Genomic DNA, 26,845 nt, shown 5'->3' with positions numbered 1-26,845 from the left:
CATTGATTATCAATGATTTATTTAAAAATTCCCTCCTTACTGTAATAAATACCACACGGTATTTTCGAATCTTTTATTCAATTATTCTGCCTAATAAAAGCATTCCCATATTCCCAAATCATTCCCAGAAAATTGATTGTTAAAGACTCAAATATCAGCAAAATGGGAAAATTTGATATTCATTGTAGAATTTTGATGTTAGTCAATTTTAGAAGTAATAAAGTAATATTTTATAAATAATTTATATATTTCAATAGAATAAAACCATCTCACAATGTAATTTTCAAGAAATATCCATGTAATTTGTTACTGTTAAAAAAAGTCATTCTAGTTAATTTTTATATTTATTAAAAACAAACACTTATAAAATATTACTTTTGTTATTACAAAAAATTACTTAATTTTGTAATGATAAATATTATTAAAAAACAATTGCTTATAGTGGTTTCTTACTTTATTACTTCAATTCAAAGACGCTAGGTAGAAAGTAACGATTATCTGTGCTTTTCTTAAACTTGAGATCAGAATCTTGTTCTCTGCTTTCTGAATAAAAATATGCCTTTAGTGTTTTTAGTAATTTGCAGTGAAATGCAGTATCAAAAAAATAGCCTAAGACTTAGAACTTCCAAATACCAATAAGGTTACAAAGCCCTTTATCCTATGACACACCTTGCAGTAAATCAGTCCTATTTGTAAACCGCAGGTGGGGTGGGCAACTACGAGTAGCTGTAAATGCCTTATGGTGTTGATAGGAGGTTTAATGTAAATATCATGCATTTTGAACGTATATTTATATTGCCGAGAGATTGCCGTTATGCCAAGATAGTGAATCACTATATAAGTTTTTACATTAAAATCTAGGTGGTTAAGTATGTCGGGAAATATCGTTGTGACTTTTCATAATATGGTAGCTGACCTTAGGCCTATATCTAATAAATCTCCAACACCAAAAGTCAAATTTGATATTCTCGAATATTTTGATCAATTAAAAACTTGGAATTATGAGGATTTTCACTATCGCTTTTTGAATGAAAAATTCTGTGGAATTTTATCTAATATCGAAATTGATAAATCAGCTTATGTGGTCCGTCTTGTTTTTATTGTTGCCGATGCTGAAGCAGATGATCCATGTGTTCGAGATCTAAAAACCAATAAACCAAGATTGCTGAAAAGAGCTAAAACAGAAGCTGCTGAAAAAAGAGTACATATTGTGATAAAGGTCGATAAAAAAAATCCTACCTTGGCTCAATTTGCTGCTGAATATGAAAGAGGTGTAACTGCAAGAATTTTTATTAATACTTTGAACTATTTTACTAATCATGCAAGAAGTGATGCTGTAAAAAAACCTTATTTTTTTGGTGAACACCCTAACAAAAGAGATAAAAATGGTGTCCCCGAACCATTAGGATATCGTTTAAAATTTGAATATCAATCGGAATTTAGCGAAGAGATTATCGAAGCGTTTGTAAACGGTAACATTAAAAATGTTGAATTTTATAGACCAGCTAAAATTAATCCTCAATTTGATAATCAGGGAAAATTTCAACAAGATGCGCTCAAAATTAGTCTTAAGGTTGGGGCGAATGTTGTACCAAGTAGTGCAAAAACATTTAAGCAGAAAACCGATGCAATTATCCAATCATTCAATAACTTAATTGGTCAGCATACTGATTTGAAAGGCACAGTATTTAAAATCAATTTTACTGATTCAAATGGCGCAAATCGTTACGCTGAATATGATTCTGATGAACAAGAGTTTACATTAGTGAAGAAAAAATTGTTAGATGAAAAGCTGCGACAACCTACGACGGATGTCGTCGTTTTGAATCGTCTTCTATGTGATAGAATGCAAGCTAATATCTGAGAATCTTTTATCGCAATTAAGAGGGTAAGACATGTTTGAATTAATATTTAAACCTTTAAATTACCTTGCGATAATATGGAAAGTTGAAGGGCATTATTCCAAAAAAGTATTCGATTTTCTTATACCTTTGATTATCTCAATTTTGATAAGCTTTTTGTTGGTGGGAATAGAGTTTTATTTTGGCTCAAGGACAAAAGAAGATGTAAATATTTTTGCTTCTGATATTTCGTCATTACTAGCAGGATTTTTACAAACAATACCAGGCTTTTATATTGCTGCTTTAGCGGCGATTGCTACGTTAACCAGTCCAACAATGGATAGAGATATGGATGGAGTAGCTCCTGAATATTTAGGCGAACCACTTAACAGAAGAGAGTTTCTTGCAAGACTATTTTCTTATTTATCATTTATAAGTCTGGTTGCATATTTTTTTATACTTATTCTTAGATATATGTATAACTTAGAAATTTTAGCTACAGGGCAATTAACTTATTCTATAGTTTATTTTATATGTTTAACTATATTTAATTTCTTATTAGTCCAATTAATGCTATTAACCTTTTTAGGCTTATATTATTTAGGTCAAAGGATACATGAGAATTAAAAAATAAACCCCAAAAATTCTTTGGGGTTTATTTTTATTTAGATTTTTTTCAAATCATAATCTTTAAATCTAATTATTTCATCACCAGCCCATTCATTAAGTCGAAGCAATCGTGATTGTAATGGAGCAATTTCATTATGAAAGAAAACTTCAGTCGCAGATTTAATATCACCGAATCCACCAGCATTACTTGGAACGATGCCCATTAACTGTGGTGGGATTCGAAGGGCAGCTAAAGTATCATCACGGGTAATCGATTTAATATTAGTGAAGTCATCCTTTGCAGCAATCTCAGATGTTGGAATAACTTGAATACCATCTTTTTTCCCATTTGGGCTGTAATAAAAGAGATTGCGGAAATTGCCTGGTCCTTTACTTTCTTTTAATGCCGTTCTTAGGGCTGTAATGTCATTAGGATCTGAAGCTGCATCATTCACATACAAGATAAAACCAGCATGTGAACCATTGTTATAATATTTACGTCTAAACAGAGTAGCCGATTCATTTAGCCAAGCACTTTGCAATGCTGAGATGTACTCTGGCGTTCCATAGATTTCTTGATCGATATCAGTTTCGCGTATATGACAAATACGATCTGCTGGAAATTCATATTCTTTATATCCTTTTTGGTCATTGTTCAGATAGAAGTACTGACCTCGATGACCTCCAGCACGGGTGTACTTGGCTAAAGCAGGTTTGTATTCAATTGTACTTTTTAGTCGAGATTTTACATCCTCCATATAAGCATTTCCGCACCAGACATAGTCTAATGCCATTTGCTCAAATGACATTCTGCTTAAATGTGGATGAGGTATAAATAAATTTGCTAGAAAGTTTCTTTTGAAAATAATACCGCTACTTAAATATGGCGTGGATTTCCAGCTTTTAGACAAGCCAGCCATACTAACCTGTGGTTCATAAAACCTCCCATTGAACCAACATTCCATATAATTTGATAAGTCATTTCCGTCTAAGACTGGTACAGCATCACCAAAAGAAAATGCTTCGACTTCATTTTTTGCTCCCGTTGATTTTATGTTCTGTGGAAAATGACTGAGCGCAGTTGTTACCAAACCTTTTGCAATAGAAAAAGGGTTCATGAATAAATCTCCACCATAGAGGTATTTGTTTCTGTAATTCCAGCCAATGGCTCGTTATAAATTGCGTGCATGAGTGCCCATGCGAGATCAGCATGTCCAATCTCTTCAGATCGGCCAGCCGAGAAAGTGATTTGTTTTTGACTTGAAGTTAGAGTCTTTTTAATACTCATTAACGATTGAGCGAGATCCTTGTCACCAGCATCAAATTCGAGACGGCCATTTCGGATGACATCCAATGTCTTGTAGACAAGTTGGGACTTCACTTCAGGTGAATAATTGAAAGTAGTGAGTGCAGGGAAGAAAGCGCGAACTAGTTCTGCAACACCATAACCCATGCCAGTAGTATCGATGCCGATGTAAGTTACGTTATATCGAAGAGTAATAGCTCTGATATGTTCGGCTTGTTGTGAAAAGTCATCACCTTTAAATTGATGTCGTTCAAGTACTCGAAACTTTCCACCAGCTACAGCTGGAGGAGCAACAACAACGAGACCAGCATTGTCTCCACTCAAAGCAGGATCATATCCAATCCAAACAGGTTTATTGGCGAATGGTCTGTTATGCCAAATTTTGAAATCATTCCATATTTCAAGTGTATCAACCATGCATATCTGCAGCATGCTGAGAGGGAACATGGACTGGCCATCATCCACAAATTCACACATTAATAAATTTGCATAGTCTTCTGGCGAGTATTCAAATTTGAGTTGATTGATATCGAATAAGTCACAGCCACCAGCAACAGCATCCTCAACAGTAACAATCTGCCTCCAAATTCTGTCAGTACACTTTTTCCCTTTGGCCAATGCTTTATGGGTGATATCAATTTTTAAGTGTTCGGCTTTTGGTTTTCCTTTGTTAAAGCGTGATCCTGTCCAATGTGCATAAGCTTCGTGGGTGATTGTTGAAGGTGTTGAAAAGTATGTTTTACGCCATTTTTTATGCATGGCCATACCAGACGCGACTTTCTCTAACTCATTAAACCCGTATGTCCAGAAGATTTCATCGAAATATAAATTTCCATGATGTCCTTGGGCAGTTCTGTAATTTGTACCTAAAAACAGTAGTTCTGCACCATTAGATAGGACAATTGGATCGCCAGTGAGTTCAACTCCACAAATCTCTGAAGCAAAGGCTTTAATGTAAAATTTGAAGATATGTGCTTGAGCTTTAGAAGCTGATAAAAAGATTTGATTTCGCCCAGTTCGTAAGGCATCAATTAATGCTTCACGGGCAAAATAATAAGTCGCTCCAATCTGACGACTTTTTAAAATCATCCTTGATCGTTCATCCATCGCCCGATACCAAGTCCATTGGTAATCGAAAAGATTTTCTTCAAACGCCAAGATGAGCTCTTCGATTTGCTCTTCAGTGAAATGGTTTGGAATTGCTTTACGTTCGGTATGCCGTTTACGAATATTTGGATTTAGATCTGCTTCACTGCCACCATCACGATACTTTTCAATACGAGCAAATTCTTTATATGCCCTCATCAATGCATCGATTTCTTTTATGTCACCAGAAGTTTTTTTATTTTTTAAAATCAGAGTCATTAACCGTACAGTTAATGCATTTTCGACTCTGTTTTCTGGTTTCTCTTTTTCCCAATCCTCACGTGTTTTCCAAGCCTGAACAGTTCGCTCATTCTCGTTGAGTACTTCTGCAATATCGACAATTTTCCAACCAAGCCAATAAAGGAATTTCGCCTTGAGCTTGTTGTCCATAATCAGATGTAAGTTTGCTATGGGTGATAAATCATTCATTGCCAATTAGTGATTACTTTAATTGGCAAACATTGGCAGTACCTTATTTATTTATCAGTTAAAGCCATTTGTATGTCAGTTATATACAAGCCATTTGAATTGCTTGAGATAGTCTACATTGCCCATTCTGCACCTATTCGAAAACATGAATTTTTCCATAATTTCATTGATAGGTTTGCAAATGAGCAAAGAAGAAAAGAAATACAAATCCAAGTGGTTTCGTATTGCAGTAGCAGGGGATACCACTGACGGTCGTGAAATCCAATCTGATTGGATCATTCAAATGGCTCAAAGCTATGATCCAAACACTTATGGTGCTCGTATTAACATTGAGCATTTACGCAGTGTTTATCCTGGTGGAACTTTTGGTGCTTATGGCGATGTACTTGCTTTAAAAACAGAAAAAGTAACCATCAATGGTGAAGAAAAAGATGCACTTTTTGCCCAAATCGAACCGACAGATAATCTTATTTCTCTGAACCAGCAAAAGCAGAAAGTTTATACATCGATAGAAGTCGATGAAAACTTTGCCAAAACAGGAAAGGCTTATCTGATCGGTTTGGCTGTTACAGATTCCCCAGCATCCCTCGGAACTGAAATGTTGGCTTTTGCTGCTGGAGCAAAAGTAAATCCACTCAATGAACGTAAACAACGTCCTGAGAATTTATTCACCGCAGCTGTAGAAACCCAAATCGAATTTGAAGAGGTCAAAGAGCCTCAATCCTATTCCGCTGGCTTACTCGACAAAGTAAAAAAACTATTTTCTAAACAAGAAAAAGACGAGAAAAAGACAGCGGAATCATTCTCTGAACAAGAAAACGCGATTATCGAAATTGCGACTGAAACTGCAGAGCAGGGTAAAGCTGTTTCTAAATTAGAGAGTGATTTCAGCACTTTAAATACAGCCCATGAGCAGCTCAAAAACGATTTTAACGATCTGAAGCAAAAGCTCAATGGTGAACCTGATTCTGAACCACGCCCAACATCTGGTAACTCCCAATTCACTGAAATTGTTGATTGCTAATCCAACAATAAAAATATAAAGAGTAAATTCAATGCGTATAGATACACGATTAAAATTCAATGCTGCAATGCAGCAATTAGCAAAGTTGAATGGTGTTCCAAAAGTTTCTCAGAAATTTACAGTAACCCCAACGATTCAACAAAAACTCGAAGACAAGATCCAGTTGTCTTCAGCATTCCTACAAAAAATTAATATCCATTTAGTCAATGAACAATCTGGATCTGCTGTAGGACTTGGAATTTCACGTCCAATTGCATCGCGTACCAATACCGATACCACAGATCGCCAAGCCAAAGATCCGTCATCAATGGATGAGCGTTTTTACTTTTGTCGTAAAACTGACTTTGATACCGCGATTAAATATCAAAAGTTAGATCAATGGGCGAAATTTAAAGATTTCTATGCTCGCTTCAGTGGTCAGATTCAAAAACGTCAAGCACTTGACCGTATCATGATTGGTTTTAATGGTACGTCGATTGCTGCAACCACTGATATTGTAGCCAATCCAAAGCTTCAAGATGTGAACAAAGGCTGGCTGCAAAAAATGCGTGAAGAAAATGCCTCCCGTGTTATGTCTTCAGGAGCAACAGTTGGAAAAATCAAAATCGGTGCGACAGGCGATTATCATAATGTCGATGCATTGGTAATGGATTTAACCAATGAAATGATTGATGAGGTACACCAGGACAATCCTGATTTGGTTGTACTATGTAATCGTCGTACTGTTTCTGACAAATATTTCCCACTGGTAAACAAAGAGCAAGAGAACAGCGAAAAACTTTCTGCAGATATTATTATCAGCCAAAAACGCATGGGCAATTTACCTGTCTATGCTGTGCCGTTCTTCCCAGAAAATGCAATCTTGGTGACAACATTTGACAACCTTTCAATCTATGTTCAGGAAGGATCTCGTCGTCGTACCGTAGTAGATAATGCCAAACGCGATCAAATCGAGAACTATGAATCTTCAAACGAAGATTACTACATCGAAGATTTAGGTCTTGCTGCAATGGCTGAAAACATTGAATTGGTGTAAGCCATGTCATTAGCACGTCAACATTTCCATAAACATAGTGCCAAAGCAGCAGCCGAATCGGCTGCTGAGTTCGGCACCATGCAAGAACAGACCTTTTACGAACTGCAATTGGCTCAGTTAAACAATGACCGCCATCGCTTGAAGCAGATCCAATCGATTGAAGCGAAGATTCAGCTAAAACAGGCTCTCGTCCCAACGTATTTGCCTTATGTAGAAGGCATTATCGAAGCCAATAAACCGATTCAAGATGGCGTATTCATGACCATTTTGGTGTGGTGTATTGATGTTGGTAATTATGAAAAAGCCATCGAAATGGCTGATTTTGCATTACGTCATAACATGATCATGCCTGATCGTTTTGAACGTACAACAGTAACATTAGTGACTGAAGAAATCGCGAATGCATTTTTGAAGAAACTCAAAACCAATGCTGATATTGATTTGCCGATTCTTTGGAATCTAGAAACACTTTTGGAGAATGAAGATATTCCAAAAGAGGCACTGGATATGCCCGATCAAGTACGTGCAAAACTGCTCGTTGCTTTGGCCAAAGGTGAAATCAAGGAAATCAATAAGGCAATTGATGCCAATTCAGGTGAGATTGATGACCAATTACCTGAATGGATTTGGCACCATGCCGAATATGCCAAACAACGTTTAGAGCGAGCCATCAAATTAGATGATCGTTGCAACGGTAAGCAAGATTTAAAAATGTTGACTTCATTGTTAAAAAAATTACCTGTGCCATCTGACCAGGTAAAACAATCTGAAGAAGAAGTTCAAACCACCCAACAAGCTGAACCATTGTTAAATGGCAATGGTTCACAAGTCGTTGATGACCAAGGCAGCTTGGCTTTTAAAACGACATAACCAAGTGCCCTCGCACCGCATGGGCGAACGATTGCGATGTCATTACATTGTGATAATCATTAAACAATCGTTCCCACCCGTGCACTAATAATTACAGGAGGGGAGATCTCATGGGATTCGTTGCAAATGGCAATAACACACCAAGTCAAATCATCATCAAGAGTGACCCGTTTTTTCCGCAAATTGCTTTGGATGATATTCGGGAAAAAATCCGAATCGATGGCTCAGTCACAAACGAAAGATTAAAACAAAACATCATTGAAGAAGTGATCGATGTAAACCGCTTATTAAAGGCACTCAAATCTAAAGCATCACAATTATCAGATTTGTCTGAAGGCGAAGTCGATGATTTACCTGAAACGGATTATCTCTACTTTTCTGCCGTATCAAATGGTGTAGCTGCAAAGGTAAATGAGAAATATCGGTCCTATGACAGTTCAAATGCTGGTTTAAAAAATCTCGAAGATTCTAGTCTAACCATTGATGAATATCGTCGAAATAAACAATGGGCGATTCAGCAGTTGCTAGGCGAAAACCATACGGTGGTTGAATTGATATGAGTAAAACAGTAACAGCTATCCAAAACGATACCATTGATTCAATTTGCTGGCGTTACTACGGAAGAAGTTCTGGCGTAGTGGAAAAAGTCTTAGTTGCCAATCCTCATTTATCAGAGTTGGACGTGATTCTTCCAATGGGTACTTCACTGATTTTGCCCGACATTGATACACCGCAACAAACAAAACAAACCATTCAATTATGGGATTAGAAAAAATATGGCAGAACCAGCAACAACCACAACTATGACAGCTTTGACTCTCAGTGCTGCTTCATTACTACCATTTATCAATGGCAATGCATTACTCGGGGCGGTCTTTGGAGCTGCACTATTTGCTACGACAAAGAAAGATTTAAGACCCTTACAACGTTTAACCACGATGATTCTAGCGACTGGATTTGGCTATTTACTTTCACCTGAAGTTATTGCTCGGACATTTATTACAAATGATGCAACGGCAGGAATGGCTGCAGCAATTTTTTCATTGCCAATCATTTTAAAACTTATGGTTTGGGTGGATCAAACCAGTTTATCTGACATCTGGAATAAATTTCGTGGTGGAGGAACATCATGATGGAAATCCTATTTCAATTTATCGCTTTGATTGCCTATATTTTTTGCGGGCTTCGCATCATCTGCTTTGATCCAACAGGATTGCGACATAGAAGACTTTACTCTTTTATGGCAACGATTCTAATCGCGTCATTTATGGGGCAAAGCGTACATATTCTATTATTTAAAGACCCTGTTACGTTATGGGATGCCGTCTTTTCCATCCTGTTCGCGGTCATCATTTATCGAGCAAAAGGCAATGTGGCTAAGGTAATCTGGAGTACGTCATGATCTTAAAATTTGGCTCAAAAGGCGATGCCATTGCAACCCTTCAAAAACAGTTAGCTGCTTTAGGTTATAAAAATATTGGTGGAAAGCCACTTAATATTGATGGTCATTTCGGACCAAGTACCGAAGCTGCAGTTATTCAATTTCAGCGTAAAGTTGGATTAGTGGCCGATGGTAAAGTAGGTGATAAGACACGTCAGGCATTAACTGGAAATTCTGTTAGTAAGTTGTTGAAAGATGATGACTACAAAGAAGCTGCAAAACGTTTAAAAGTTCCAGAGTTAGTGATTCGAGTCTTTGGTGCTGTTGAAGGACGAGGAGTAGGTTTTCTCAAAAATGGAAAAGCTAAAATCTTATTTGAACGCCACCGAATGTATTTCTATCTCAGTCAATCATTAGGTAAAACTTTAGCGACAGGATTAGTCAAAACTGTTCCTAATCTAGTCAATACTCAGGTGGGTGGCTACAAAGGCGATCAAGCTGAATACACTCGTTTGAGTTTAGCAAGCAATATCCATAAAGAATCTGCACTTATGTCTACAAGCTGGGGGCAATTTCAAATTATGGGGGAAAACTGGAAAGATCTAGGCTATCAATCAGTTCAAGACTTTGTTGACCAACAACAACAAAGTGAGACACTACAACTTGAAGCTTTTATTCGGTTTATTGAATGGAAACCTGGTCTTTTAGCAGCTTTACAAAAACAAGATTGGCACACAGTTTTTACGCTGTATAACGGTAAAAATTATAAAAAATTGGGCTATCAAGCAAAATTCCAAAAAGAATGGGATCACCTTGAGCCAATCTATGGCGAGGTTAAAGTCGCATGAAAAAACCAGAAAGCCTGCGTACTCACATGCTCAATGCTGTAAAAGAATTACAGCGAGATCCTGATCGATTGCTGATTCATACTGACAATGGGAAAATCCGAAGTCTTATGTCCAACGGGCTTTCGTTTGAGTATGAATATGAATTAGAAATCATATTGACAGAGTACGCTGGCGAACTGGATGCCGTGATGATTCCATTATTAGATTGGGTACGTATCAACCAATCCGATTTATTGGTCAACTTAGACAAGAACAAAAATGCGTTTAAGTTTGAAACGGTGCTTTTAGACAATAGCAAAGTGGATCTAGCTCTTAATTTCCCAATTACGGAACGTGTGATAGTGAAACGGCTGCCCGATGGCCAATTAGATATCTCATTCCCGAGCGAACCACAATACGAAACTGCAGCTGAGCCAACTCCTTTTAAAATGGTTGATCATAAAACAGGGGAAGTACTTGCAGAGTGGATGTCGGCAGATCCTGAAAATTTATTTTTTGGTAATTAATTATGGCCGAGTTACAGGCGCTTAGTGATCATTTAGGTGCGATGCTAATTAAGCTTTCAGATGTAGAGCGAAGAAAGCTTGAAATGTCGATAGGTCGTAAACTTCGTGGATCTCAAAAGAAACGTATAACCAAACAACAAAACCCTGATGGCAGTAAGTATGTGCCTCGGAAAAATAAGTTACGCGATAAAAAGAACAAGATAAAAAATAAAATGTTCAATGCAATTAAAAATGCCAAGTGGATGAAAATCCATAGAACAACTGAAGGTGTTGCTATTGGTTTTGCTGGACGTGTTGCATTTATCGCACGTGTTCATCAATTTGGTTTACTGGATAAAGTAAATCGCAATGGTCCTACTGTGAAATATCACAGTCGCGAACTATTAGGCTTTACCCCTGAAGAAATCGAGATGATTGAGACCGATATAACGGCTTATGTCGATATGTAACTTATTTGTATTTAACTGACATACAAGCAACATTACATGCAATAAATGCTGTGCTGAATAACGATTGCTGCATGAATGCAGAAATCGCCCGTCGTCTTGAAAACCTGATTCGTTTAGGAACAGTCAAGACCTTTAATCCGTCCCAACCTTTTCCTACAGTCACCGTCGATTTAGGCGAGATTACGACTGCGGAAATCCGTTTTTTAAATTTAAGAGCTGGAAATGACAAAACATGGGATCCGATTAGTCCTGGTGAAGAAGTTGTTGTATTAAGTCCATGTGGAGTTCTAGAGCTAGGCATCGCAGTAGCTGGTCTGAATAATGAAAATAATCCGTCAATTTCTACTGACCCAAATAAAAACATTCGTTTATTTTCTGATGGTTGTTTTATTTCTTATGACACCAGTTCACATATCTTAGAAGCCATTTTACCTGAAGGAGGTAAAGCTGTTATTACAGCGTTAGGTGGAATCACATTAAACGGAGATACCACAATAAATGGCAATTTAAAGATTAATGGCAGTACAGCAATGACTGGAAATAACACAGTGGGTGGTAGCCAACTTGTACAGGGTAGTAGCCATTCAACAGGTAATTTCAGTACTGATGCAGATGTTAAAGCAGGTGATATTAGCCTGAAATCGCATAAAACATCTGGAGTTCAAACTGGTGGTGGTACATCTGGAGGACCTGTTCCATGATCAATAAAAACAATGGCCAAAAAACTACCTCTCTTCAAGAATCTATTCAACAGTCGTTGCAAGACATTATCACTACGCCAATCGGAAGTCGTGCAATGCGTAGAAACTATGGCTCTCTTATTTTTGAGCTGTTAGATAAACCTATTAATGAAGTCCTGTTACTCAAATGTTACAGCGCAATTTATGCTGCAGTTACGACTTGGGAGAAGCGTGTCGATATCAATCAGATCAAACTTTATAGCGTTCAAGGAAGTGGATTGGTTTTTGATATTGAAACTGTTTACAGAGTTTCAGGTCAATCTATGAATTTAAGAATTCCTTTAAATATGGGTGCTAAAGCATGAGTGTAGATTTTAATTCGTTGTCACCGCCTGATATTATTGAAAGCCTTGATTTTGAGACGATTTTTTCTGAAAGAAAAGCAGCTCTTATTGCTCTCTTTCCTAATGATGAAGTAGATCAAATAACTGAAACACTAGAGCGCGAAAGTGAACCTTTAACAAAATTTCTAGAAGAAAATGCATATCGTGAATTGATACTTCGCAATAGGATTAATACATCGGCAAGGGCACTATTACTGGCATATGCCACCAACAATGATCTAGATCAAGTTGGGGCAAATTTCAATGTTTCTCGTTTAACAATTAAGCCAGCTGACAATAGCAAAACCCCACCGATTGCTGCAATCATGGAATCTGATGATGCTTTTCGCGAACGTATTCAGCTTGCATTTGACACTTTATCGGTTGCAGGACCAGAGGCTGCATATAAAAAATTTGCGCGGGATGCCGATGGTAGAGTTGGAGATGTATCAGTTGTTTCACCTCAGCCCGCTTATATCACCTTAACTATTTTGCAAGCTGACTCATTAACAGGTACGGCATCTCCAGAATTGATTCAGATTGTTGAAAATGCTGTAACGGCTGAAGATGTACGTCCAATAGGAGATAGAGTCACAGTTCAATCTGTAGAAATTGTTGAGTATTCGATTGAAGCTAAACTTTACATTGATAAAGACCCTGAGGCAGCAACATTACTTCAACAAGCAATTTCGAATATTACTGCTTATGCAACCAAACAAAAAAGAATTGGACGATCAATTCATTTATCAGCGATATATGCCGCATTGCATGTTGATGGCGTACGTCGTGTTGAATTAGAAAGTCCGTTATCAGACGTTGTTTTGACACAAGCTCAAGCCTCATATTGCAACAATTTAACAGTAACGATCGGAGGAATTGAGTGAGTAAATTACTGCCTCCAAATAGTACTCAGTTTGAAAGAAATATTACTGAAGTTACAGCTAGGAATTGTGAACTTCCATTAGCAATCAAATCATTAGCTTCTATTGATAATGCCCCTGATTCATTCTTGTCTTTTTTGGCATGGCAATATTCTGTTGATTCTTGGGATAACAGTTGGCAACCCTCATTGCAGCGTTCACTTATTAAAAAATCATTTCGACAACATCAAATTAAAGGAACTCGACAAGCTGTTCGTGAGGTTCTATCTCAATTTGGTTACCAATGCATTTTTCATGAATGGTTTGAAACAAATCCTGTAGGGACACCAGGTACTTTCACATTAGAGTTGAACTTAAATGGATTTGAACTTACTGAGGAGACATACGCTGAAGTTAATAGACTTGTTAAAGATGCAAAGCCAGCAAGTCGCCATCTAACAAATCTATTAATTAATGTACAACCCGTATGTTTGCCCCGAATTGCAATCGGCTGTCATGGGGCCGAAACAGTCACAATTTATGTTGAGTAAAAAAGAAAATGGCCAACACATATAAAGGTATTTTGACCAATAATGGTAAAGCCTTAATTGCGAATGCAACTGTCAATAATAAAATCAATTATTCACATATTGCTGTTGGTGATGGGAACGGATCTGTTCCCACGCCTTTAGAAACTAGATCAAATTTAGTTAATGAAAAAGCACGTATCGCTCTCAATGTTGTAGAAATTAACCCAAATAATTCTAATCAAATCGTGTGTGAAGGAATTATACCAACCTCAATTGGTGGGTTTTTTATTAGAGAATTGGGACTTTTTGCTGATACGACAATGGTTGTTAATGCAAGTTATCCGCCAACATACAAACCATTAGAAGATGAAGGTGGAGCACGAGAAATAGCAATTAAACTGATCATCAACGTTCAGAATGCTGATGTCCTTGCACTTTATTTAGATGACTCGCTTATTTATGCAACTAGAAGTTGGGTAAATGAGAACTATATTCGTAGAAATGAATTGGTCAATAATTTAACAACTGACGATGCATCTAAGCCACTTTCAGCAGCTCAAGGTAAGATTCTTAACGATCAAAAATTGAATAAAGATGAAAATGCAGTAGGTATAAAACCAATTGATAACCGCATCTTAAAACCTTCCGAGATTAGTCTAGGAGTACAAGCTTATTTTGCAACTTTAAATTCTGATAATAGTACTTTTTATTGTGATTTTTTATCACTTAATGGATGGCATGAAGCATCTGGTGGGTTAAAGAATGCATTGGTTTTAAGTAAGACTGGACAGTCTTTACATCATTATCAAGCCGAATATGCTTCACAAACATGGACGATTAAAAAGCAAATCGCTTATACAGATTCAAATATTACAGGAAATGCAGCCTCTGCTTCTAAGTTACAATCTTCCAGAACAATCAGTTTTACTGGAGCTGCAACTGGCTCATTCAATTTTGATGGCTCTACAAATCCGTCATGCGTATTAACTTTAGCCAACAGTGGTGTCGCTGCAAATACATATGAATCCACAATACAAATTCCTTCAATTACTGTAAATGCAAAAGGTCTGATCACAAGTATTTCCCAACAGACCATTCGTTCAGCAACAACGGCTCAAACAGGCGTTGTACAACTTGTTGATGATCTCACCACAAATGATGCATCTAAAGCATTGACGGCAGCACAAGGTAAAAAACTACAAGATAGCAAATTAGATGCAACATCTAATGCTGTTGGTACAGTCATGAAAGATGACAGAACTCTTTTACCAACAGAATTAGCTGCGAACTCCCTTCAGGCATGGTTTGGTACTTATAATTCAGATACCACATCGGCATTTTGTGACTTCATTACTTTAAATGGATGGAATGATGGCTCGGGTGGCAGAAAAAATGCCCTTGTATTTAATAAAGCAGCTGAAGGGCTTTATCATTTTCAAAGTGGATATGATGACACTTCTTGGACAGTTAAAAAGCAAATTGCTTACACTGATTCCAATATCACAGGTAATTCAGCATCAGCATCAAAATTACAAACACCTAGAAGAATCAATAACGTTCAGTTTGATGGTACAAGTGATATTACAATTTTTGATTCAACTAAATTTAAGGCAGATGGTGCAACGAGTTCAGTAAACGATGTTGCATGGAATGCAATATCAGGTGTGTATTCAAAAATTAGTGCAGCTGATAGTCGAACAGTAGTTCATTTCCTAGGTTCTGGATCATCACCCGCTTTACAACTTTTAACTGCATATAAAAACGGTGGACTTTGGTACCGATCAGCGCGTGACAATGCTGGTTTCGAAGAACCATTTGAAAGAATCATCACAGAGAAAGGTGGTTCAATTCAAGGTGATCTGTCTATAACAGGTAATATTTCATCAAATGGATTTGTGCTTCTTAATGGTCCAGAAGCACAATTTAGACATCAATCGGGAAACTACTTATTCATTAATGGTGGTGGATGGGGTGTTTATTCAAATAATGGAATGGTGCCTTTATCTGTGGTTGGTGGAGGTACTGGAAATAGTGATGGACGTGCACCTTCTGCTGAAAGGCTTGCATATTCAAGAAATATCTCGATATCAGGCGCTGTCTCAGGAAATGCAAACTTTGATGGTTCTGGCAATATAAATATCAGTACATCTTTGCAAGCTGGAATAGGTATAAATCAATCCTTTAATGATTTAACTGCTTCTAGAGTGTCAGGTGTTGTATATACAAATAACACAGGCAAGCCAATCTTCTTAATTGTTACAGCAGCAGGAAGTAATAACACAGCTCTAGTACACACTGTCGATGGATATCAATTAATTAATACGAATGAGTCAGCAATGAGAACTCTGTCATATCCAGTTCCAAATGGATTCTCTTACATGATTACAGCGCACACTATTTATAAATGGATTGAAATAAGATGAAATACTTTAGAAATACTCAAACAGATTTAATTCATGCATTTGAACAAGATGGACCTCAAGATGAATTAATCACTGAGGATTTTATTCAGTTGACTGAAGAAGAAACGGATAGATTACTCAATCCTGAGCGTTATTTAACTGATGAGGAAAAAGAGCAGATCTATTTATCTAATTTTCCAGCTCTTACTCGTCGTCAATTCAAATTAGCGTTACTTGATAATGGTCTACTCAATACAGTCGAAGCATCAATTGAGGCGATCAAAGATCCAATCATGAAGCAGCGAGTACAAATTGAATATAGTGAGTCAGAGCGCTTTGAACGTGGTAATCCATCTGTTAAATACATGATGGATGAACTCAATTTAAATTTAGAAGAAGTCGATAAGCTTTGGGATTATGCTCTTCATTTATAGTTTTGTATTTAACTCACATACAAGAGTTAGTAACTGACAATCTATTTTTAATTTGTAAGCCTGTGATCTGAATACAAAACAACAGATCACAGGCTTTTTTATGGCTACAGATTCATATTTTCATGGTGTACGAGTCATTGAAATCAATGGCGGTACACGTCCCATTCGGACAGTATCAACTTCAGTTATTGGTCTTTTAGCCACAGGAGAAGATGCTGATCCTTTAGTCTTCCCTCTAAACACAGCCGTACTTGTTACAGATGTTCAACGTTCAATAGAAAAAGCAGGATCAACAGGCACACTTGCTCGCTCATTACAGGCGATTGCAGACCAAACCAATGCATTAGTTGTCGTTGTACGTGTAGAAGCAAAAGTGACTGAAGCGGAGCAAAACACTGCAGTGATTGGCGGTCAAGTGAATGGCAAATACACAGGCATGAAAGCCTTACTGACCGCTGAACAAAACCTAAAAGTAAAACCACGTATTTTAGGTGCACCAGGACTTGATACTGCTCCAGTCTCAGCCGCATTAGGTGGTATCGCTGAAAAGTTACGCGCATTTAACTATGTGAGTGCCAATGGTTGTGAAACCAAAGAAGAGGCAGCAGCGTATCGTGATGCGATTGGATCTCGCGAGACCATGATCATCTGGCCAGACTTTTTGGGATGGGATACAGCTACATCATCAACCACTACTTTTGAAGCAACCGCTCGAGCATTAGGTTTACGCGCAAAAATTGACAATGACACAGGATGGCATAAAACCCTTTCAAACGTACCAGTAAATGGCGTGACAGGGATTTCTAAAGACGTTTTTTGGCAACTGCAGTCAATGGATACCGATGCTGGTTATCTCAATTCAAATGAAATCACGACTTTAATACAGAGCAATGGCTTCCGTTTTTGGGGTTCACGTACTTGTTCTGCGGATCCTCTATTCGCATTTGAAAACTCTACTCGTACAGCTCAAGTTTTGTCGGACACGATGGCTGAGGGTCATATGTGGGCAGTCGATAAACCTTTGCACCCATCTTTGGCGAAAGACATTGTAGAGGGCATTAATGCCAAATTCCGTGATCTTCGTACCCAAGGGTACATCATCGATGGTCAGTGTTGGTTCGATCCAGCATTCAACAGCAAAGAGTCATTAAAAGCAGGGCGTTTATTACTTGATTATGACTTTACTCCAGTGCCTCCACTTGAAGATCTCACATTACAGCAACGTATCACAGACCGTTATCTCGCTGATTTCGCGTCACGTATGACTGCTTAGATATATAGGAATTAACATGGCTTTACCTAAGAAACTCAAACTAATGGATCTGTTTAACGAAGGTAATTCCTACCTTGGTCAAACTGGGGAAGTCACATTGCCAAAGTTAGGACGCAAGTTCGAAGATTGGCGCGGTGGTGGTATGAACGGCAATATCAAATGGGACAACGGCTTAGCTGATGACATGATTGAAATGTCATGGAAGCTTGGTGGTATTGATCCACTTGTAATTCGTCAGTTTGGTGCTGCAACAGTAGGGGCGATCGGTTTGCGCTTTGCTGGCTCATACCAACGTGACGATACAGGTGAAGATTCTGCAGTCGAAGTCGTCATCCGTGGCCGACATGAAGAAATTGATTTCGGCAATTCCAAAGCGGGTGATGATACTGAAAAATCAATTAAAACCATTTGGTCTTATTACAAATTGACCATCGATGGCAAAGTTGAAATCGAAATTGACATCCCTGGTCTCATCGAAAATGTAAACGGTGTTGATTTACTTGAAAAACACCGCGCGAACATTGGTCATTAATTTTTTCCTCCCTTCAGTAGCTACGACTTGCTGAAGGTTTTTTTATTAATTTTTACATTTAAGGAATTTGCCATGCAAACCAAAGAACAACTCGAAAACTTAGAAACCATCCAAAATCCAGATGTTGAAGTCGTTACTCTTGATACCCCATATAAATTAGGCGATTCCACCATTACACAAGTGGAAGTCCGTAAACCTTCTGTGCCTGCGCTGAAGAAAGTTCGAATCGCTGACATCCTGAATGGTGATGTAAATGCCATTTGTACATTATTACCGTTATGTACAAATCCAACGATTACAGCAAGCCAGCTCAATAACAATGTCATCGATCCAGTTGACATTATTCAAATGGGTGGAGCAATCATTACTTTTTTGCAACCGAAATCAGTACGTGCGGAAATTGCACTCCAACAGTAGAAGACGCAATAGCCAATATCGCTGTGGTGTTCAACTGGACTCCACAGACATATGAATCAATGTCACTAAGTGAACTGATGGAGTGGCATCAAAAAGCAATAGAAAGAAATGGGGCAGATGCTGAATGAAGCAATTAAGATTGGAAGTACTATTCGGAGGGAAAAATAAGTTAAGTCCAGCCCTTAAAGCGATTCTAGGCAGCAGCAATGCTGCCAGTCGTGCTTTAAAAAAAACCAAAGATGAAATCCGTTCTCTGAACGAACAACAAAAAAAAATTGACGGTTATCAGAAACAAAAAAAGGCCGTTCAAGACCAGGCTAAAGCCCTTCAAGACCTCCAAAATCATATAAAGAACTTACGTCAGCAGATGAAAACAAATCCATCTGCGGATCTCACTCGAGATTTTGATAAGTCTGTAGCTAAGGCACGTAAGCTCAAACAAGAATTTGAAAGAAACCGCATTGAGCTTCAGCGTATGCGTACAGAGATGAATGATGCGGGATTATCTACAAATAGACTGGCAGATCATCAACAGAGGCTTAGAACCCAACTTAATCAAGCCAATCAGTCTATGCGTGAACAAGAGCAACGTTTACAACGTATGACACAAATGCAGAGAAATTATGAGCGTCAGGCTGGGCATCTGCGTTCTGTAGCTGGCTATGGCATGGGTACAGCTATGACAGGTGCAGCTGCTTTATATTCTATGCGTAAGCCTATAGATGAAAGCAAGCGCGTGGATGTCGAGCAAAACAGAATCATGTCTTTAGGTATGGGCAAAGAAGCGACAAAAGAGGCTCTGCATTATGCAAATGCTATGAAAACCTTTGGTACAAGCACGCTGGATAACTTAACCCTTGTACGAGATGGTGTCACAGCTTTTGCCGATGTACACCATGCAAAAATGGTTGCACCGATGTTGGCAAAGATGAAATTCGCAAATGAAGCCATGTTTGGTAATGAACATGGTGCTGAAAATGAAAAAAAATTCATGGACATGCTAAAAGTCATTGAAATGAGAAATGGTCTAAAAAGTGAAAAAGCTTTTAGCGAACAAGCGAATATGATTCAACAAGTTATCACTGCAACAGGCGGAAGAGTCCAAGCCGAAGAATGGTTGAATTTAATTAAAACGGGTGGTATAGCCGCGAAAGGTGCAGACAACAAAGCATTTTATTACACATTAGAACCACTCGTTCAAGAAATGGGTGGTTTTCGTGTCGGTACTGCCATGATGTCAGCGTATCAAAACTTATATCAAGGGAGAACTACACAACGTGCAGCACAAAATCTTGAAAAATTTGGATTAATTGGAGACCCAAGTAAGGTTCGCCACAATAAAACAGGTGACTTATCTTATTTAGATATTGGTGCCATTAAAGGCGCTGATTTATTTAAAAAAGACCAGTTTGCTTGGATGGAAAAAGTCCTACTTCCATCTTTAGCAGAAAGGGGAATTACTGAGCGAGGTCAAGTGCTTGATGCAATAGGTGCGATGTTCTCGAACCGAACGGCATCGATGTTATTTTCCAATATGTATGATCAAAGAGAGAATATTCATAAAAACATGCGTCTAAATGAAGGTGCATATAATATTGATCAATTAAGCGAACAGGCAAAAGGAACAACCGCTGGTAAGGAACTCGAAGCAAAAGCCAAACTTCATGATGCATATTTAAAGTTCGGTACCACGATTTTACCTGTTTATACCAAAGCCATTGAGATTGCGACTGGAGCCTTACAAACCTTTACTGGATGGATGGAGCGAAATCCAACCTTAGCAAAAGCACTTGGTATTGGTTTATTGAGTATAGCAGCCAGCATGCTAGTCATCGGTGGTGCATTGGTCGTGTTCTCACCGTTGATTTTAAGTATGTTGAGTTTAAGATTAATTTTGGCTTCAACCACGATGACGGGTTCAATCTTTGGTTTGATGATCAAAGGTTTAGTTTCACCATTTAGGTTAATGGGTTCTTTGGCTCTAAAATCATTACCATTGCTTAAATGGCTTGGTACGGCTTTTTTAACTGTTACTCGCTATGCATTACTAGCTACAGGACGCTTATATATATTTGCGATACGAGGTATTGGCTTATTAGCTACGGGTATCATTCGTTCAGCTATTTTTGGATTACAGCTTTTAGGCCAGGCATTCTTATTTGTAGGACGAATGGCTCTTGTAATGGGACGCTTCTTGTTGGCCAATCCCATATTATTAGTTATTGCAGCAATCGCAACTGGCGTTTATCTCATCTATAAGAACTGGGACAGCATAGGTCCTTGGTTCGCTGAACAATGGAATAAAGTAAAAAACAGCGCATCTTCAGCATGGGAATTTGTTAAATCTGGAGCTAGTAGTGCCTGGATATCGTTAACCACAATATTTGCTCCAGTAGGAAGTTGGTTTACAGCACGATGGATAGAAATCAAAAGCGCTTTTAGTGGTGGCATTTCAGGAATTTCAGCTTTAATTGTCAACTGGTCTCCATTGGGATTGTTCTATACGGCATTTGCTGGAGTGCTGAGTTGGTTCGGTATTGATTTGCCTTCTAAATTTACGGGTTTTGGTTCAATGATCATCGATGGCTTAATTAACGGCATTAATTCAAAATTCCCAAGACTTAAAGAAACATGGAATGAAGTTGCCAATTACATGCCAGACTGGTTAAAGCAGCGCATGGTCATTCGAAGTCCATCTCGTGTTATGGCTGGTTTAGGTGGGCATATCATGACTGGTATTGCGATGGGATTGGATCAAAAATTTCCAGCCCTGAAGGAAAAGTTTCAACATGCATTAACCATTTTTAACCCACGGGCCAGCGAAGCTATTTCAAAAATTGATGTCGCTCCAGCGTTAAATAAAGTTAGACCGATGCAAGCCATTTCCCCAATACGTAGTGCAAGCCAGTTTGTCATTGAAGGTGATCAAATCACTATCCAACTTACGGCAGCACCAGGACAAAATCTTCAGCAGCTTCAAGCTATGATTGAGAACGTACTGGATCGTCGTGATCGTCAAAAGTTAGCTCGTATTCGCAGCAGCTTCAAAGACCAGGAACATTAATATGATGATGATTCTCGGCATGTTCGTATTTTCAATACCAACAGCCACTTACCAAAGCCTTCAACGTTCAACGAGTTGGAATCATGTCAGCAACTCTCGTGTCGGTAGCATGCCTGCATATCAATTTACAGGTAAAGGTGAAGACACGATAACCTTGGATGGATCTATCGTTCCCCAGTTTGGATCTCAAATGTCGATTACCGCTTTACGTGTAATGGGGGATACAGGTAAATCATTTCCATTGATTGCTGGGAACGGAAAAATTTATGGATCATGGCTAATTGATAATGTTGAAGAAACCCAAAGCTATTTTTTTAAAGATGGTACGCCACGCAAAATCGAATTTTCTTTAAAGCTAAAGAAAAATCAAACTGCAGGGGTTTTAGTGGGGAACGTTCTTGGAAATGTTTTAGGTAATATTTTATGAATATTGCATCGACCCTAACCAATATTGCCGCAGATGTAGAGCAGGGCTTCAATGATAACTATCCTCATGCAATTTACCGCTTGCTGGTCAATGGTACCGATATTGGAACCATGATTCAGGATCGGCTGATGCGTATAACAATCACAGACAATCGTGGCATCGAAACTGACTCCATTGAAATTGAACTGAGTGATCATGATGGTTTATTAGATATCCCGCCCAAGGGTGCGGAGATAGAAGCTTGGATCGGCTGGAGCAATACCGGTCTTGTTTATAAAGGTAAATATCTCGTCAAGGAACGCGGACATCAGGGTGCACCCGATATACTCACTTTACGTGCCGAAGCTGCGGATCTAAAAACAGCATTTAAGAAAAAAAAGGAACGCAGTTTCGATAAAAAAACGATTGCAGATATTATCCAGACAATCGCGCTCGAGCATGGTCTAAATCCAATCGTAAACGAAACATTAGGGATAATTGAATTACCCCATATTGATCAAAACGAATCAGATGCCAATTTGATTACCCGTATTGCCGACGAGCATGATGCCATTGCGATGGTGAAAAATGGCAACCTATTATTTATGCCTAAGGGCGAAGGCAAAACTATTAGTGGCAACCTCTTACCTGAAGTTGTGATAACAAGATCAGAAGGGGATTCACACCAATATTCAGATACAGATGGGGCGGATGATGTATCTGGAGTAACGGTCTATTATTATGACAATACCCATGCAAAGAGACAAAAAGTCACAGTAGGGATGTCGGATCAAAACACACGTGAGCTGCGTAATATCCAACGTGATAAACAAACAGCGGAGCATGTGGCCAAAGCTGAATTTAATAAAATAAAAAGTAAGTCAGCTACCTTTAGTTTTACACTGGCCTACGGCAGACCTGAGCTCATTCCTGAATCACCTATATCCTTTATAGGTTTTAAACCTTTGATTGATGACATCGTTTGGCTCGGCACGCGAGTCATTCATGAATACAATGAAAGTGGCGGATATACCACAAAATGTGAGGCTGAAGTTTATTTACCTGATGCGGATAGTTTGTCGGAGTTGATCGATAACGAACGTGGAGGATATACAGGAATTCTAGCTTATTACAAAAATGGTAATAACACGGCAACAGTGACAAAAGGTGATCAAACAACACCAAAGCGTTTGACCTATCTTTATAAGAACCGTCAAACAGCAACAACAGCTGCAGATCGTGAATATAAAGCCTTACTGGATGAAAAAGATCAATAGATCCATCTTAGACCACGCCAAACGACAAAACGAGCGCCTGTATTATGCTGTAACTCGTTACCTTGATAGTCGTAAACCTTAACAATTACGCCCTTTTGATCTCTCAGGCACCGAAGATCAGCCTCTTTACCATCATACAATCGCACACGAATCCAGCCTTCTTCTAACTTATCTTCAGCCATAAAAAATCCCTCCGTAGAGGGATTAGTTTACGTTAAAAGTTGGTGATAATTAACTCATTGCCATTATGTTCTTCATGCGCTGCTTTATTGTTGACAGACCAGCGAATCTTTTTATGCTGGATCTTGTAATCCTTAAATAACTCACGTACTTCAGGCGTGTCATTTAAGCTTAAAATGAATTTACCTTTGATGTCGTCCAGCTGCTCCTTCAGCAAATAAAAATCTTGTTTTGACCAGATCCCTTTGCCATAAAAATTCTCACAATCCCAGTACGGTGGATCGATATAGAACAAAGTTTCAGGGCTATCAAGACGCTTCAGAACGTAATCATAGTTAGAATTTTCGATAGTCACCTTTTGCAAACGTTTATGAATTCCCACCAGGTGCGTTCGTAATTCATCACCCAATTTTAAACGCGCAGCGCGATCTTTTGAGTAACTAAAAGAGCCATCCAACTGACAGCCAAAAGCTGCACGAAGCATGTAATAGAAACGGGATGCACGCTGTAGATCTGTTAGACCAAGCGACTTGGATTGCTTGAAATCATTAAAAACAGTTCGGGACATCAGTAGAAATTCAAACTCATCTAGAAAAGCTTCAAAATGATATTTAAGAACTCTGTATAGATTGATTAAGTCATCATTAACATCGTTGATGACTTCAACAGGTGACGGGGTCTTTTTAAACAATACCCAACCTGCACCGCCAAATACTTCAACATACGTTGTATGCGCTGGCATGGTTTCTATGATTGTTCGTGCGAGTTGAGATTTACCGCCTAACCAGCCGCTGAAGCTGCGTCCTTTAGGATTGTATTGAGGTGTTACAGAAGTGATTTGATTCATCAATCTTACCTGGTGTATTGAGATGCTCTTGGCATTCAGGTAAGGCACTCTTGGTGCTCTGGAAGTTATTTAATGTTTTACAACGAGGACATTTAATCTCTATTTGATTAAATGTTTTAGATTTTGCCAGCAATTTTAAGCAACACTGACATTTCAATAACTGCATAACATGTTACTAAACAGAGAAGTGAGTAAATACTATAAAAAAAAAGAATAAAGAACAAATAATATTGCTTTTTATATACAATGGTAAAATATTTGTTATTTTGGTGGGATCATGCAGCAAAACCTAGACTACAATAAAATCAATAAGAATAATGGACGTCCCCAAATTCTTTGCCCACATTGCCAAGTGTCCAAGCTCAGAATACGCTCTAGCGAACAAAATCATCCACTTTTAAAAGTTTTATGGCTTCAATGCCCAAATTTATTATGCGGCTTTACTTGTGGTGGTCATATCGAACTTACACATACCATTTCACCAAGTGCAACACCAAACTCATCCATATACCTTCCTACCTTGAAACAACTGCAACAATTAAAGGTAGCCAATGATGAGGAACATTCCTCATGAGCTTTACGATTAAGTGTCCGATCTGCTTAAAACGTTGGTGGTTTTCAACCAAAGTTAAATGCAAGTGTAAAAAACAAAAAACACAAAATTATGGTATTCCTATCAGCTTCTCGAGCACTCAGTCTAAATCCTCATCACATGATCATAATCGTGTAATAGAGCACTTGATTCTTCAAACTGTAGTTTTAGATTCTTCTGATTCAGGAAAATGCCATCAAGTAATTCACCAAGAACAAACGCCAATTGGTGAGGATGGACATTCAAGCTGTACTTCGTCTTCGGGATATAGCTCAGGTTATAGCAATTTTTCAGCATCTAGTTATGAAAGTGGAGACTCATCCAGTTCAAGTTGGGAATAAAATGAAAAATTTTAAGCTCATCTAAACCTCTTTTCTAATTAGGTCTAAATCATAACTCTTCTTCGGTTAAGTTCTCGAATCTGAAATAAAGTGATTCAGTTGTAGATATTTTTCTTGCGATCGAAAAATCTATAATTTCCTTTTCAGAGGAAAAACCTAATTTTGGTATATTGGGAAAATTAAATGAAATATTTAAATTATTGTTTTTTAAAATTTTCATTTTTTGGAAAGATAAATCAGTAAGAATAGGAAACTCATAGATTATGTTTCCGAATCTTAAATGTGCTATGTAATCCAAATCTTCATTCATCGGTAATTTTTCTTTAAACTCTTGTAAATTAGTTACATCTTTATGAATTATTACAATATCTAAAATTGAAGTGCTAAATCCATCAAGCCGAGTTTTCATAACGTTCATTGGTGAAAACGGAATGAAGTTGCTTTCTCTATGAATAATCCACTTTCTAAGTAATTCAAATTCACCTAAACGCTCACGTGGTAAAAGTCCATAAAATATCTTCATAAATGCTTTATAAACAAGCACAGGAATATACTTATTTTGATTTAACTTAAATGTGACGTGTTTACTTGCATGATTAAATTGAATATCTTCCTCACTCAGTTCTAATATATATTTATCACTCTCTTTATCATATTTAAAACTTCTATTAGACCTCCATTCATTGCTAATTGAATTACCTCTTCTATTGGTTTGTCGGTTTAAAGTTCGATATGGTTTTAAATACTTATCAAGTTCACACTCTAAATTCCTACCAAAAAAATCATTACATTCATCGCATTCTCCATGATGTAACAAATATTTATTACCTATTAAATAAGGGATAACATGCGGTAGTTTATTGAAAGTAGTTTGAGATGGCTCTTTATGACAAAATATACAAATTTCGCTGTCTTTATTCTCTATTCCGTATAAGTTTTTTTCTTCAACTAAATTTTTGAAACTATCATAATCGAACAAAGTTTTGTATTCTTTACTCTTATGGTAAATTCGGAATATTGAGCGAACACGCTCCTGATTCCATATGTGTAAATTTATGATTAAACTGTCTATTTTATAAGATGATATATGTGAATATTTCATTTATCACTCTACTGTATGCTGACACATAGATTGTCCAAAAATTTAATTAAGAAAAATCGGTTAAATAATTCAACAAATAT

Annotated in this window: 33 protein-coding genes; 27 read left to right on the top strand and 6 right to left on the bottom strand. The window is 37.8% G+C overall.

The genetic code is table 11. The features are described from left to right. The first annotated feature begins 871 nt into the window (after positions 1-871). Positions 872-1,864 carry a hypothetical protein gene (locus F948_RS04665; protein ID WP_004960545.1) on the top strand — a complete coding sequence of 331 codons (993 nt, stop codon included), beginning with the start codon at positions 872-874 and terminating at the stop codon, positions 1,862-1,864. A gap of 31 nt (positions 1,865-1,895) precedes the next feature. After that, the gene (locus tag F948_RS04660; RefSeq protein ID WP_004960543.1) at positions 1,896-2,468 is read left to right on the top strand and encodes a hypothetical protein; all 573 of its coding nucleotides are present in this window, start codon (positions 1,896-1,898) and stop codon (positions 2,466-2,468) included. Between the two features lie 38 nt (positions 2,469-2,506). Here the strand turns inward: F948_RS04660 and F948_RS04655 are convergent, their stop codons facing one another. Both F948_RS04655 and F948_RS04650 read right to left on the bottom strand, forming a co-directional pair. Continuing rightward, the gene (locus F948_RS04655; protein WP_004960541.1) at positions 2,507-3,568 is read right to left on the bottom strand and encodes a phage portal protein; all 1,062 of its coding nucleotides are present in this window, start codon (positions 3,566-3,568) and stop codon (positions 2,507-2,509) included. Next, positions 3,565-5,331: a terminase large subunit domain-containing protein gene (locus F948_RS04650; protein ID WP_004960538.1), complete on the bottom strand. Its 1,767-nt coding sequence runs from the start codon at positions 5,329-5,331 to the stop codon at positions 3,565-3,567. The genes F948_RS04655 and F948_RS04650 overlap by 4 nt, the downstream gene beginning before the upstream one ends. Before the next feature lie 181 nt (positions 5,332-5,512). Here F948_RS04650 and F948_RS04645 point away from each other — a divergent pair, with 181 nt between their 5' ends. The 23 genes from F948_RS04645 to F948_RS04540 all read left to right on the top strand — a co-directional run bounded on the left by F948_RS04645 (position 5,513) and on the right by F948_RS04540 (position 23,703). After that, complete coding sequence (locus F948_RS04645; RefSeq protein ID WP_004960531.1) at positions 5,513-6,355, top strand: GPO family capsid scaffolding protein; 843 nt, start codon at positions 5,513-5,515, stop codon at positions 6,353-6,355. Positions 6,356-6,386: 31 nt separating this feature from the next. Continuing rightward, positions 6,387-7,391, top strand: coding sequence for a phage major capsid protein, P2 family (locus tag F948_RS04640; protein ID WP_004960529.1), 1,005 nt, complete (start codon positions 6,387-6,389; stop codon positions 7,389-7,391). A gap of 3 nt (positions 7,392-7,394) precedes the next feature. Further along, positions 7,395-8,261: a phage terminase small subunit gene (gene gpM / locus F948_RS04635; protein WP_004960528.1), complete on the top strand. Its 867-nt coding sequence runs from the start codon at positions 7,395-7,397 to the stop codon at positions 8,259-8,261. A gap of 110 nt (positions 8,262-8,371) precedes the next feature. Further along, a complete protein-coding gene (locus tag F948_RS04630) occupies positions 8,372-8,821 on the top strand; it encodes a head completion/stabilization protein (RefSeq protein WP_004960526.1) in 450 nt (149 codons plus the stop codon). Then, complete coding sequence (locus tag F948_RS04625; protein WP_004960524.1) at positions 8,818-9,030, top strand: tail protein X; 213 nt, start codon at positions 8,818-8,820, stop codon at positions 9,028-9,030. The genes F948_RS04630 and F948_RS04625 overlap by 4 nt, the downstream gene beginning before the upstream one ends. A gap of 7 nt (positions 9,031-9,037) precedes the next feature. Beyond that, entirely contained in the window at positions 9,038-9,394 is a 357-nt protein-coding gene (locus F948_RS04620; protein WP_004960522.1) for a putative holin, read from the top strand. After that, positions 9,391-9,663, top strand: a complete 273-nt coding sequence (locus F948_RS04615) for a phage holin family protein (protein WP_004960520.1) — start codon at positions 9,391-9,393, stop codon at positions 9,661-9,663. Before F948_RS04620 ends, F948_RS04615 begins: the two co-directional genes overlap by 4 nt. Next, positions 9,660-10,490, top strand: a complete 831-nt coding sequence (locus tag F948_RS04610) for an N-acetylmuramidase domain-containing protein (RefSeq protein WP_004960518.1) — start codon at positions 9,660-9,662, stop codon at positions 10,488-10,490. The genes F948_RS04615 and F948_RS04610 overlap by 4 nt, the downstream gene beginning before the upstream one ends. Next, positions 10,487-10,996 carry a phage tail protein gene (locus F948_RS04605; RefSeq protein WP_004960516.1) on the top strand — a complete coding sequence of 170 codons (510 nt, stop codon included), beginning with the start codon at positions 10,487-10,489 and terminating at the stop codon, positions 10,994-10,996. Before F948_RS04610 ends, F948_RS04605 begins: the two co-directional genes overlap by 4 nt. Positions 10,997-10,998: 2 nt before the next feature. Next, positions 10,999-11,445: a phage virion morphogenesis protein gene (locus F948_RS04600; protein ID WP_004960513.1), complete on the top strand. Its 447-nt coding sequence runs from the start codon at positions 10,999-11,001 to the stop codon at positions 11,443-11,445. A 71-nt stretch (positions 11,446-11,516) separates the two neighbouring features. Next, complete coding sequence (locus tag F948_RS04595) at positions 11,517-12,146, top strand: phage baseplate assembly protein V (RefSeq protein ID WP_004960510.1); 630 nt, start codon at positions 11,517-11,519, stop codon at positions 12,144-12,146. Then, positions 12,143-12,490, top strand: a complete 348-nt coding sequence (locus F948_RS04590; protein WP_004960509.1) for a GPW/gp25 family protein — start codon at positions 12,143-12,145, stop codon at positions 12,488-12,490. The genes F948_RS04595 and F948_RS04590 overlap by 4 nt, the downstream gene beginning before the upstream one ends. Beyond that, a complete protein-coding gene (locus F948_RS04585; RefSeq protein WP_004960506.1) occupies positions 12,487-13,392 on the top strand; it encodes a baseplate J/gp47 family protein in 906 nt (301 codons plus the stop codon). The genes F948_RS04590 and F948_RS04585 overlap by 4 nt, the downstream gene beginning before the upstream one ends. After that, entirely contained in the window at positions 13,389-13,919 is a 531-nt protein-coding gene (locus F948_RS04580; protein WP_004960504.1) for a phage tail protein I, read from the top strand. Before F948_RS04585 ends, F948_RS04580 begins: the two co-directional genes overlap by 4 nt. Before the next feature lie 8 nt (positions 13,920-13,927). Further along, on the top strand, positions 13,928-16,321 hold the full coding sequence (locus tag F948_RS04575) for a phage tail protein (protein WP_004960502.1): 2,394 nt from the start codon (positions 13,928-13,930) through the stop codon (positions 16,319-16,321). Continuing rightward, the gene (locus F948_RS04570; RefSeq protein ID WP_004960500.1) at positions 16,318-16,734 is read left to right on the top strand and encodes a hypothetical protein; all 417 of its coding nucleotides are present in this window, start codon (positions 16,318-16,320) and stop codon (positions 16,732-16,734) included. The genes F948_RS04575 and F948_RS04570 overlap by 4 nt, the downstream gene beginning before the upstream one ends. Positions 16,735-16,834: 100 nt before the next feature. After that, positions 16,835-18,007, top strand: a complete 1,173-nt coding sequence (locus F948_RS04565; RefSeq protein WP_004960498.1) for a phage tail sheath protein — start codon at positions 16,835-16,837, stop codon at positions 18,005-18,007. A 16-nt stretch (positions 18,008-18,023) separates the two neighbouring features. Then, positions 18,024-18,539 (top strand): phage major tail tube protein, encoded by a 516-nt coding sequence (locus tag F948_RS04560; RefSeq protein ID WP_004960488.1) that lies wholly within the window; start codon positions 18,024-18,026, stop codon positions 18,537-18,539. Between the two features lie 72 nt (positions 18,540-18,611). Beyond that, positions 18,612-18,956 (top strand): phage tail assembly protein, encoded by a 345-nt coding sequence (locus tag F948_RS04555; RefSeq protein WP_004960484.1) that lies wholly within the window; start codon positions 18,612-18,614, stop codon positions 18,954-18,956. Next, entirely contained in the window at positions 18,923-19,084 is a 162-nt protein-coding gene (locus tag F948_RS15960; RefSeq protein ID WP_100222373.1) for a GpE family phage tail protein, read from the top strand. The genes F948_RS04555 and F948_RS15960 overlap by 34 nt, the downstream gene beginning before the upstream one ends. Then, a complete protein-coding gene (locus F948_RS04550) occupies positions 19,081-22,020 on the top strand; it encodes a phage tail tape measure protein (RefSeq protein ID WP_004960482.1) in 2,940 nt (979 codons plus the stop codon). Before F948_RS15960 ends, F948_RS04550 begins: the two co-directional genes overlap by 4 nt. A 1-nt stretch (position 22,021) precedes the next feature. Next, positions 22,022-22,447 carry a phage tail protein gene (locus F948_RS04545; protein ID WP_004960481.1) on the top strand — a complete coding sequence of 142 codons (426 nt, stop codon included), beginning with the start codon at positions 22,022-22,024 and terminating at the stop codon, positions 22,445-22,447. Continuing rightward, positions 22,444-23,703, top strand: coding sequence for a contractile injection system protein, VgrG/Pvc8 family (locus F948_RS04540; RefSeq protein ID WP_004960479.1), 1,260 nt, complete (start codon positions 22,444-22,446; stop codon positions 23,701-23,703). Before F948_RS04545 ends, F948_RS04540 begins: the two co-directional genes overlap by 4 nt. Here the strand turns inward: F948_RS04540 and F948_RS04535 are convergent. Genes F948_RS04535 through F948_RS16850 form a run of 3 tightly spaced genes read right to left on the bottom strand, consistent with a single transcriptional unit; the run spans position 23,697 to position 24,896 of the window. Continuing rightward, on the bottom strand, positions 23,697-23,885 hold the full coding sequence (locus F948_RS04535; RefSeq protein WP_004960477.1) for a hypothetical protein: 189 nt from the start codon (positions 23,883-23,885) through the stop codon (positions 23,697-23,699). The genes F948_RS04540 and F948_RS04535 overlap by 7 nt on opposite strands. A 32-nt stretch (positions 23,886-23,917) precedes the next feature. Beyond that, the gene (locus tag F948_RS04530; RefSeq protein ID WP_004960474.1) at positions 23,918-24,730 is read right to left on the bottom strand and encodes a DNA adenine methylase; all 813 of its coding nucleotides are present in this window, start codon (positions 24,728-24,730) and stop codon (positions 23,918-23,920) included. Next, complete coding sequence (locus F948_RS16850; protein WP_080592508.1) at positions 24,690-24,896, bottom strand: Com family DNA-binding transcriptional regulator; 207 nt, start codon at positions 24,894-24,896, stop codon at positions 24,690-24,692. The genes F948_RS04530 and F948_RS16850 overlap by 41 nt, the downstream gene beginning before the upstream one ends. A gap of 111 nt (positions 24,897-25,007) precedes the next feature. On the opposite strand from F948_RS16850, the gene F948_RS15950 reads away from it, so the two are divergent. Both F948_RS15950 and F948_RS04525 read left to right on the top strand, forming a co-directional pair. After that, entirely contained in the window at positions 25,008-25,304 is a 297-nt protein-coding gene (locus F948_RS15950; protein WP_080592507.1) for an Ogr/Delta-like zinc finger protein, read from the top strand. Further along, positions 25,301-25,663 carry a hypothetical protein gene (locus tag F948_RS04525; protein ID WP_004960467.1) on the top strand — a complete coding sequence of 121 codons (363 nt, stop codon included), beginning with the start codon at positions 25,301-25,303 and terminating at the stop codon, positions 25,661-25,663. The genes F948_RS15950 and F948_RS04525 overlap by 4 nt, the downstream gene beginning before the upstream one ends. A gap of 49 nt (positions 25,664-25,712) precedes the next feature. Here the strand turns inward: F948_RS04525 and F948_RS04520 are convergent, their stop codons facing one another. Further along, the gene (locus tag F948_RS04520) at positions 25,713-26,765 is read right to left on the bottom strand and encodes an HNH endonuclease (RefSeq protein ID WP_004960464.1); all 1,053 of its coding nucleotides are present in this window, start codon (positions 26,763-26,765) and stop codon (positions 25,713-25,715) included. Positions 26,766-26,845: the final 80 nt, after the last annotated feature.

It is taken from the genome of Acinetobacter junii CIP 64.5 (assembly GCF_000368765.1).
In the GTDB taxonomy this organism is placed as follows: Bacteria; Pseudomonadota; Gammaproteobacteria; order Pseudomonadales; family Moraxellaceae; genus Acinetobacter; species Acinetobacter junii.
The sequence above is the reverse complement of the archived record's forward strand: the minus strand, read 5'-3'. Positions and strand labels throughout refer to the sequence as shown.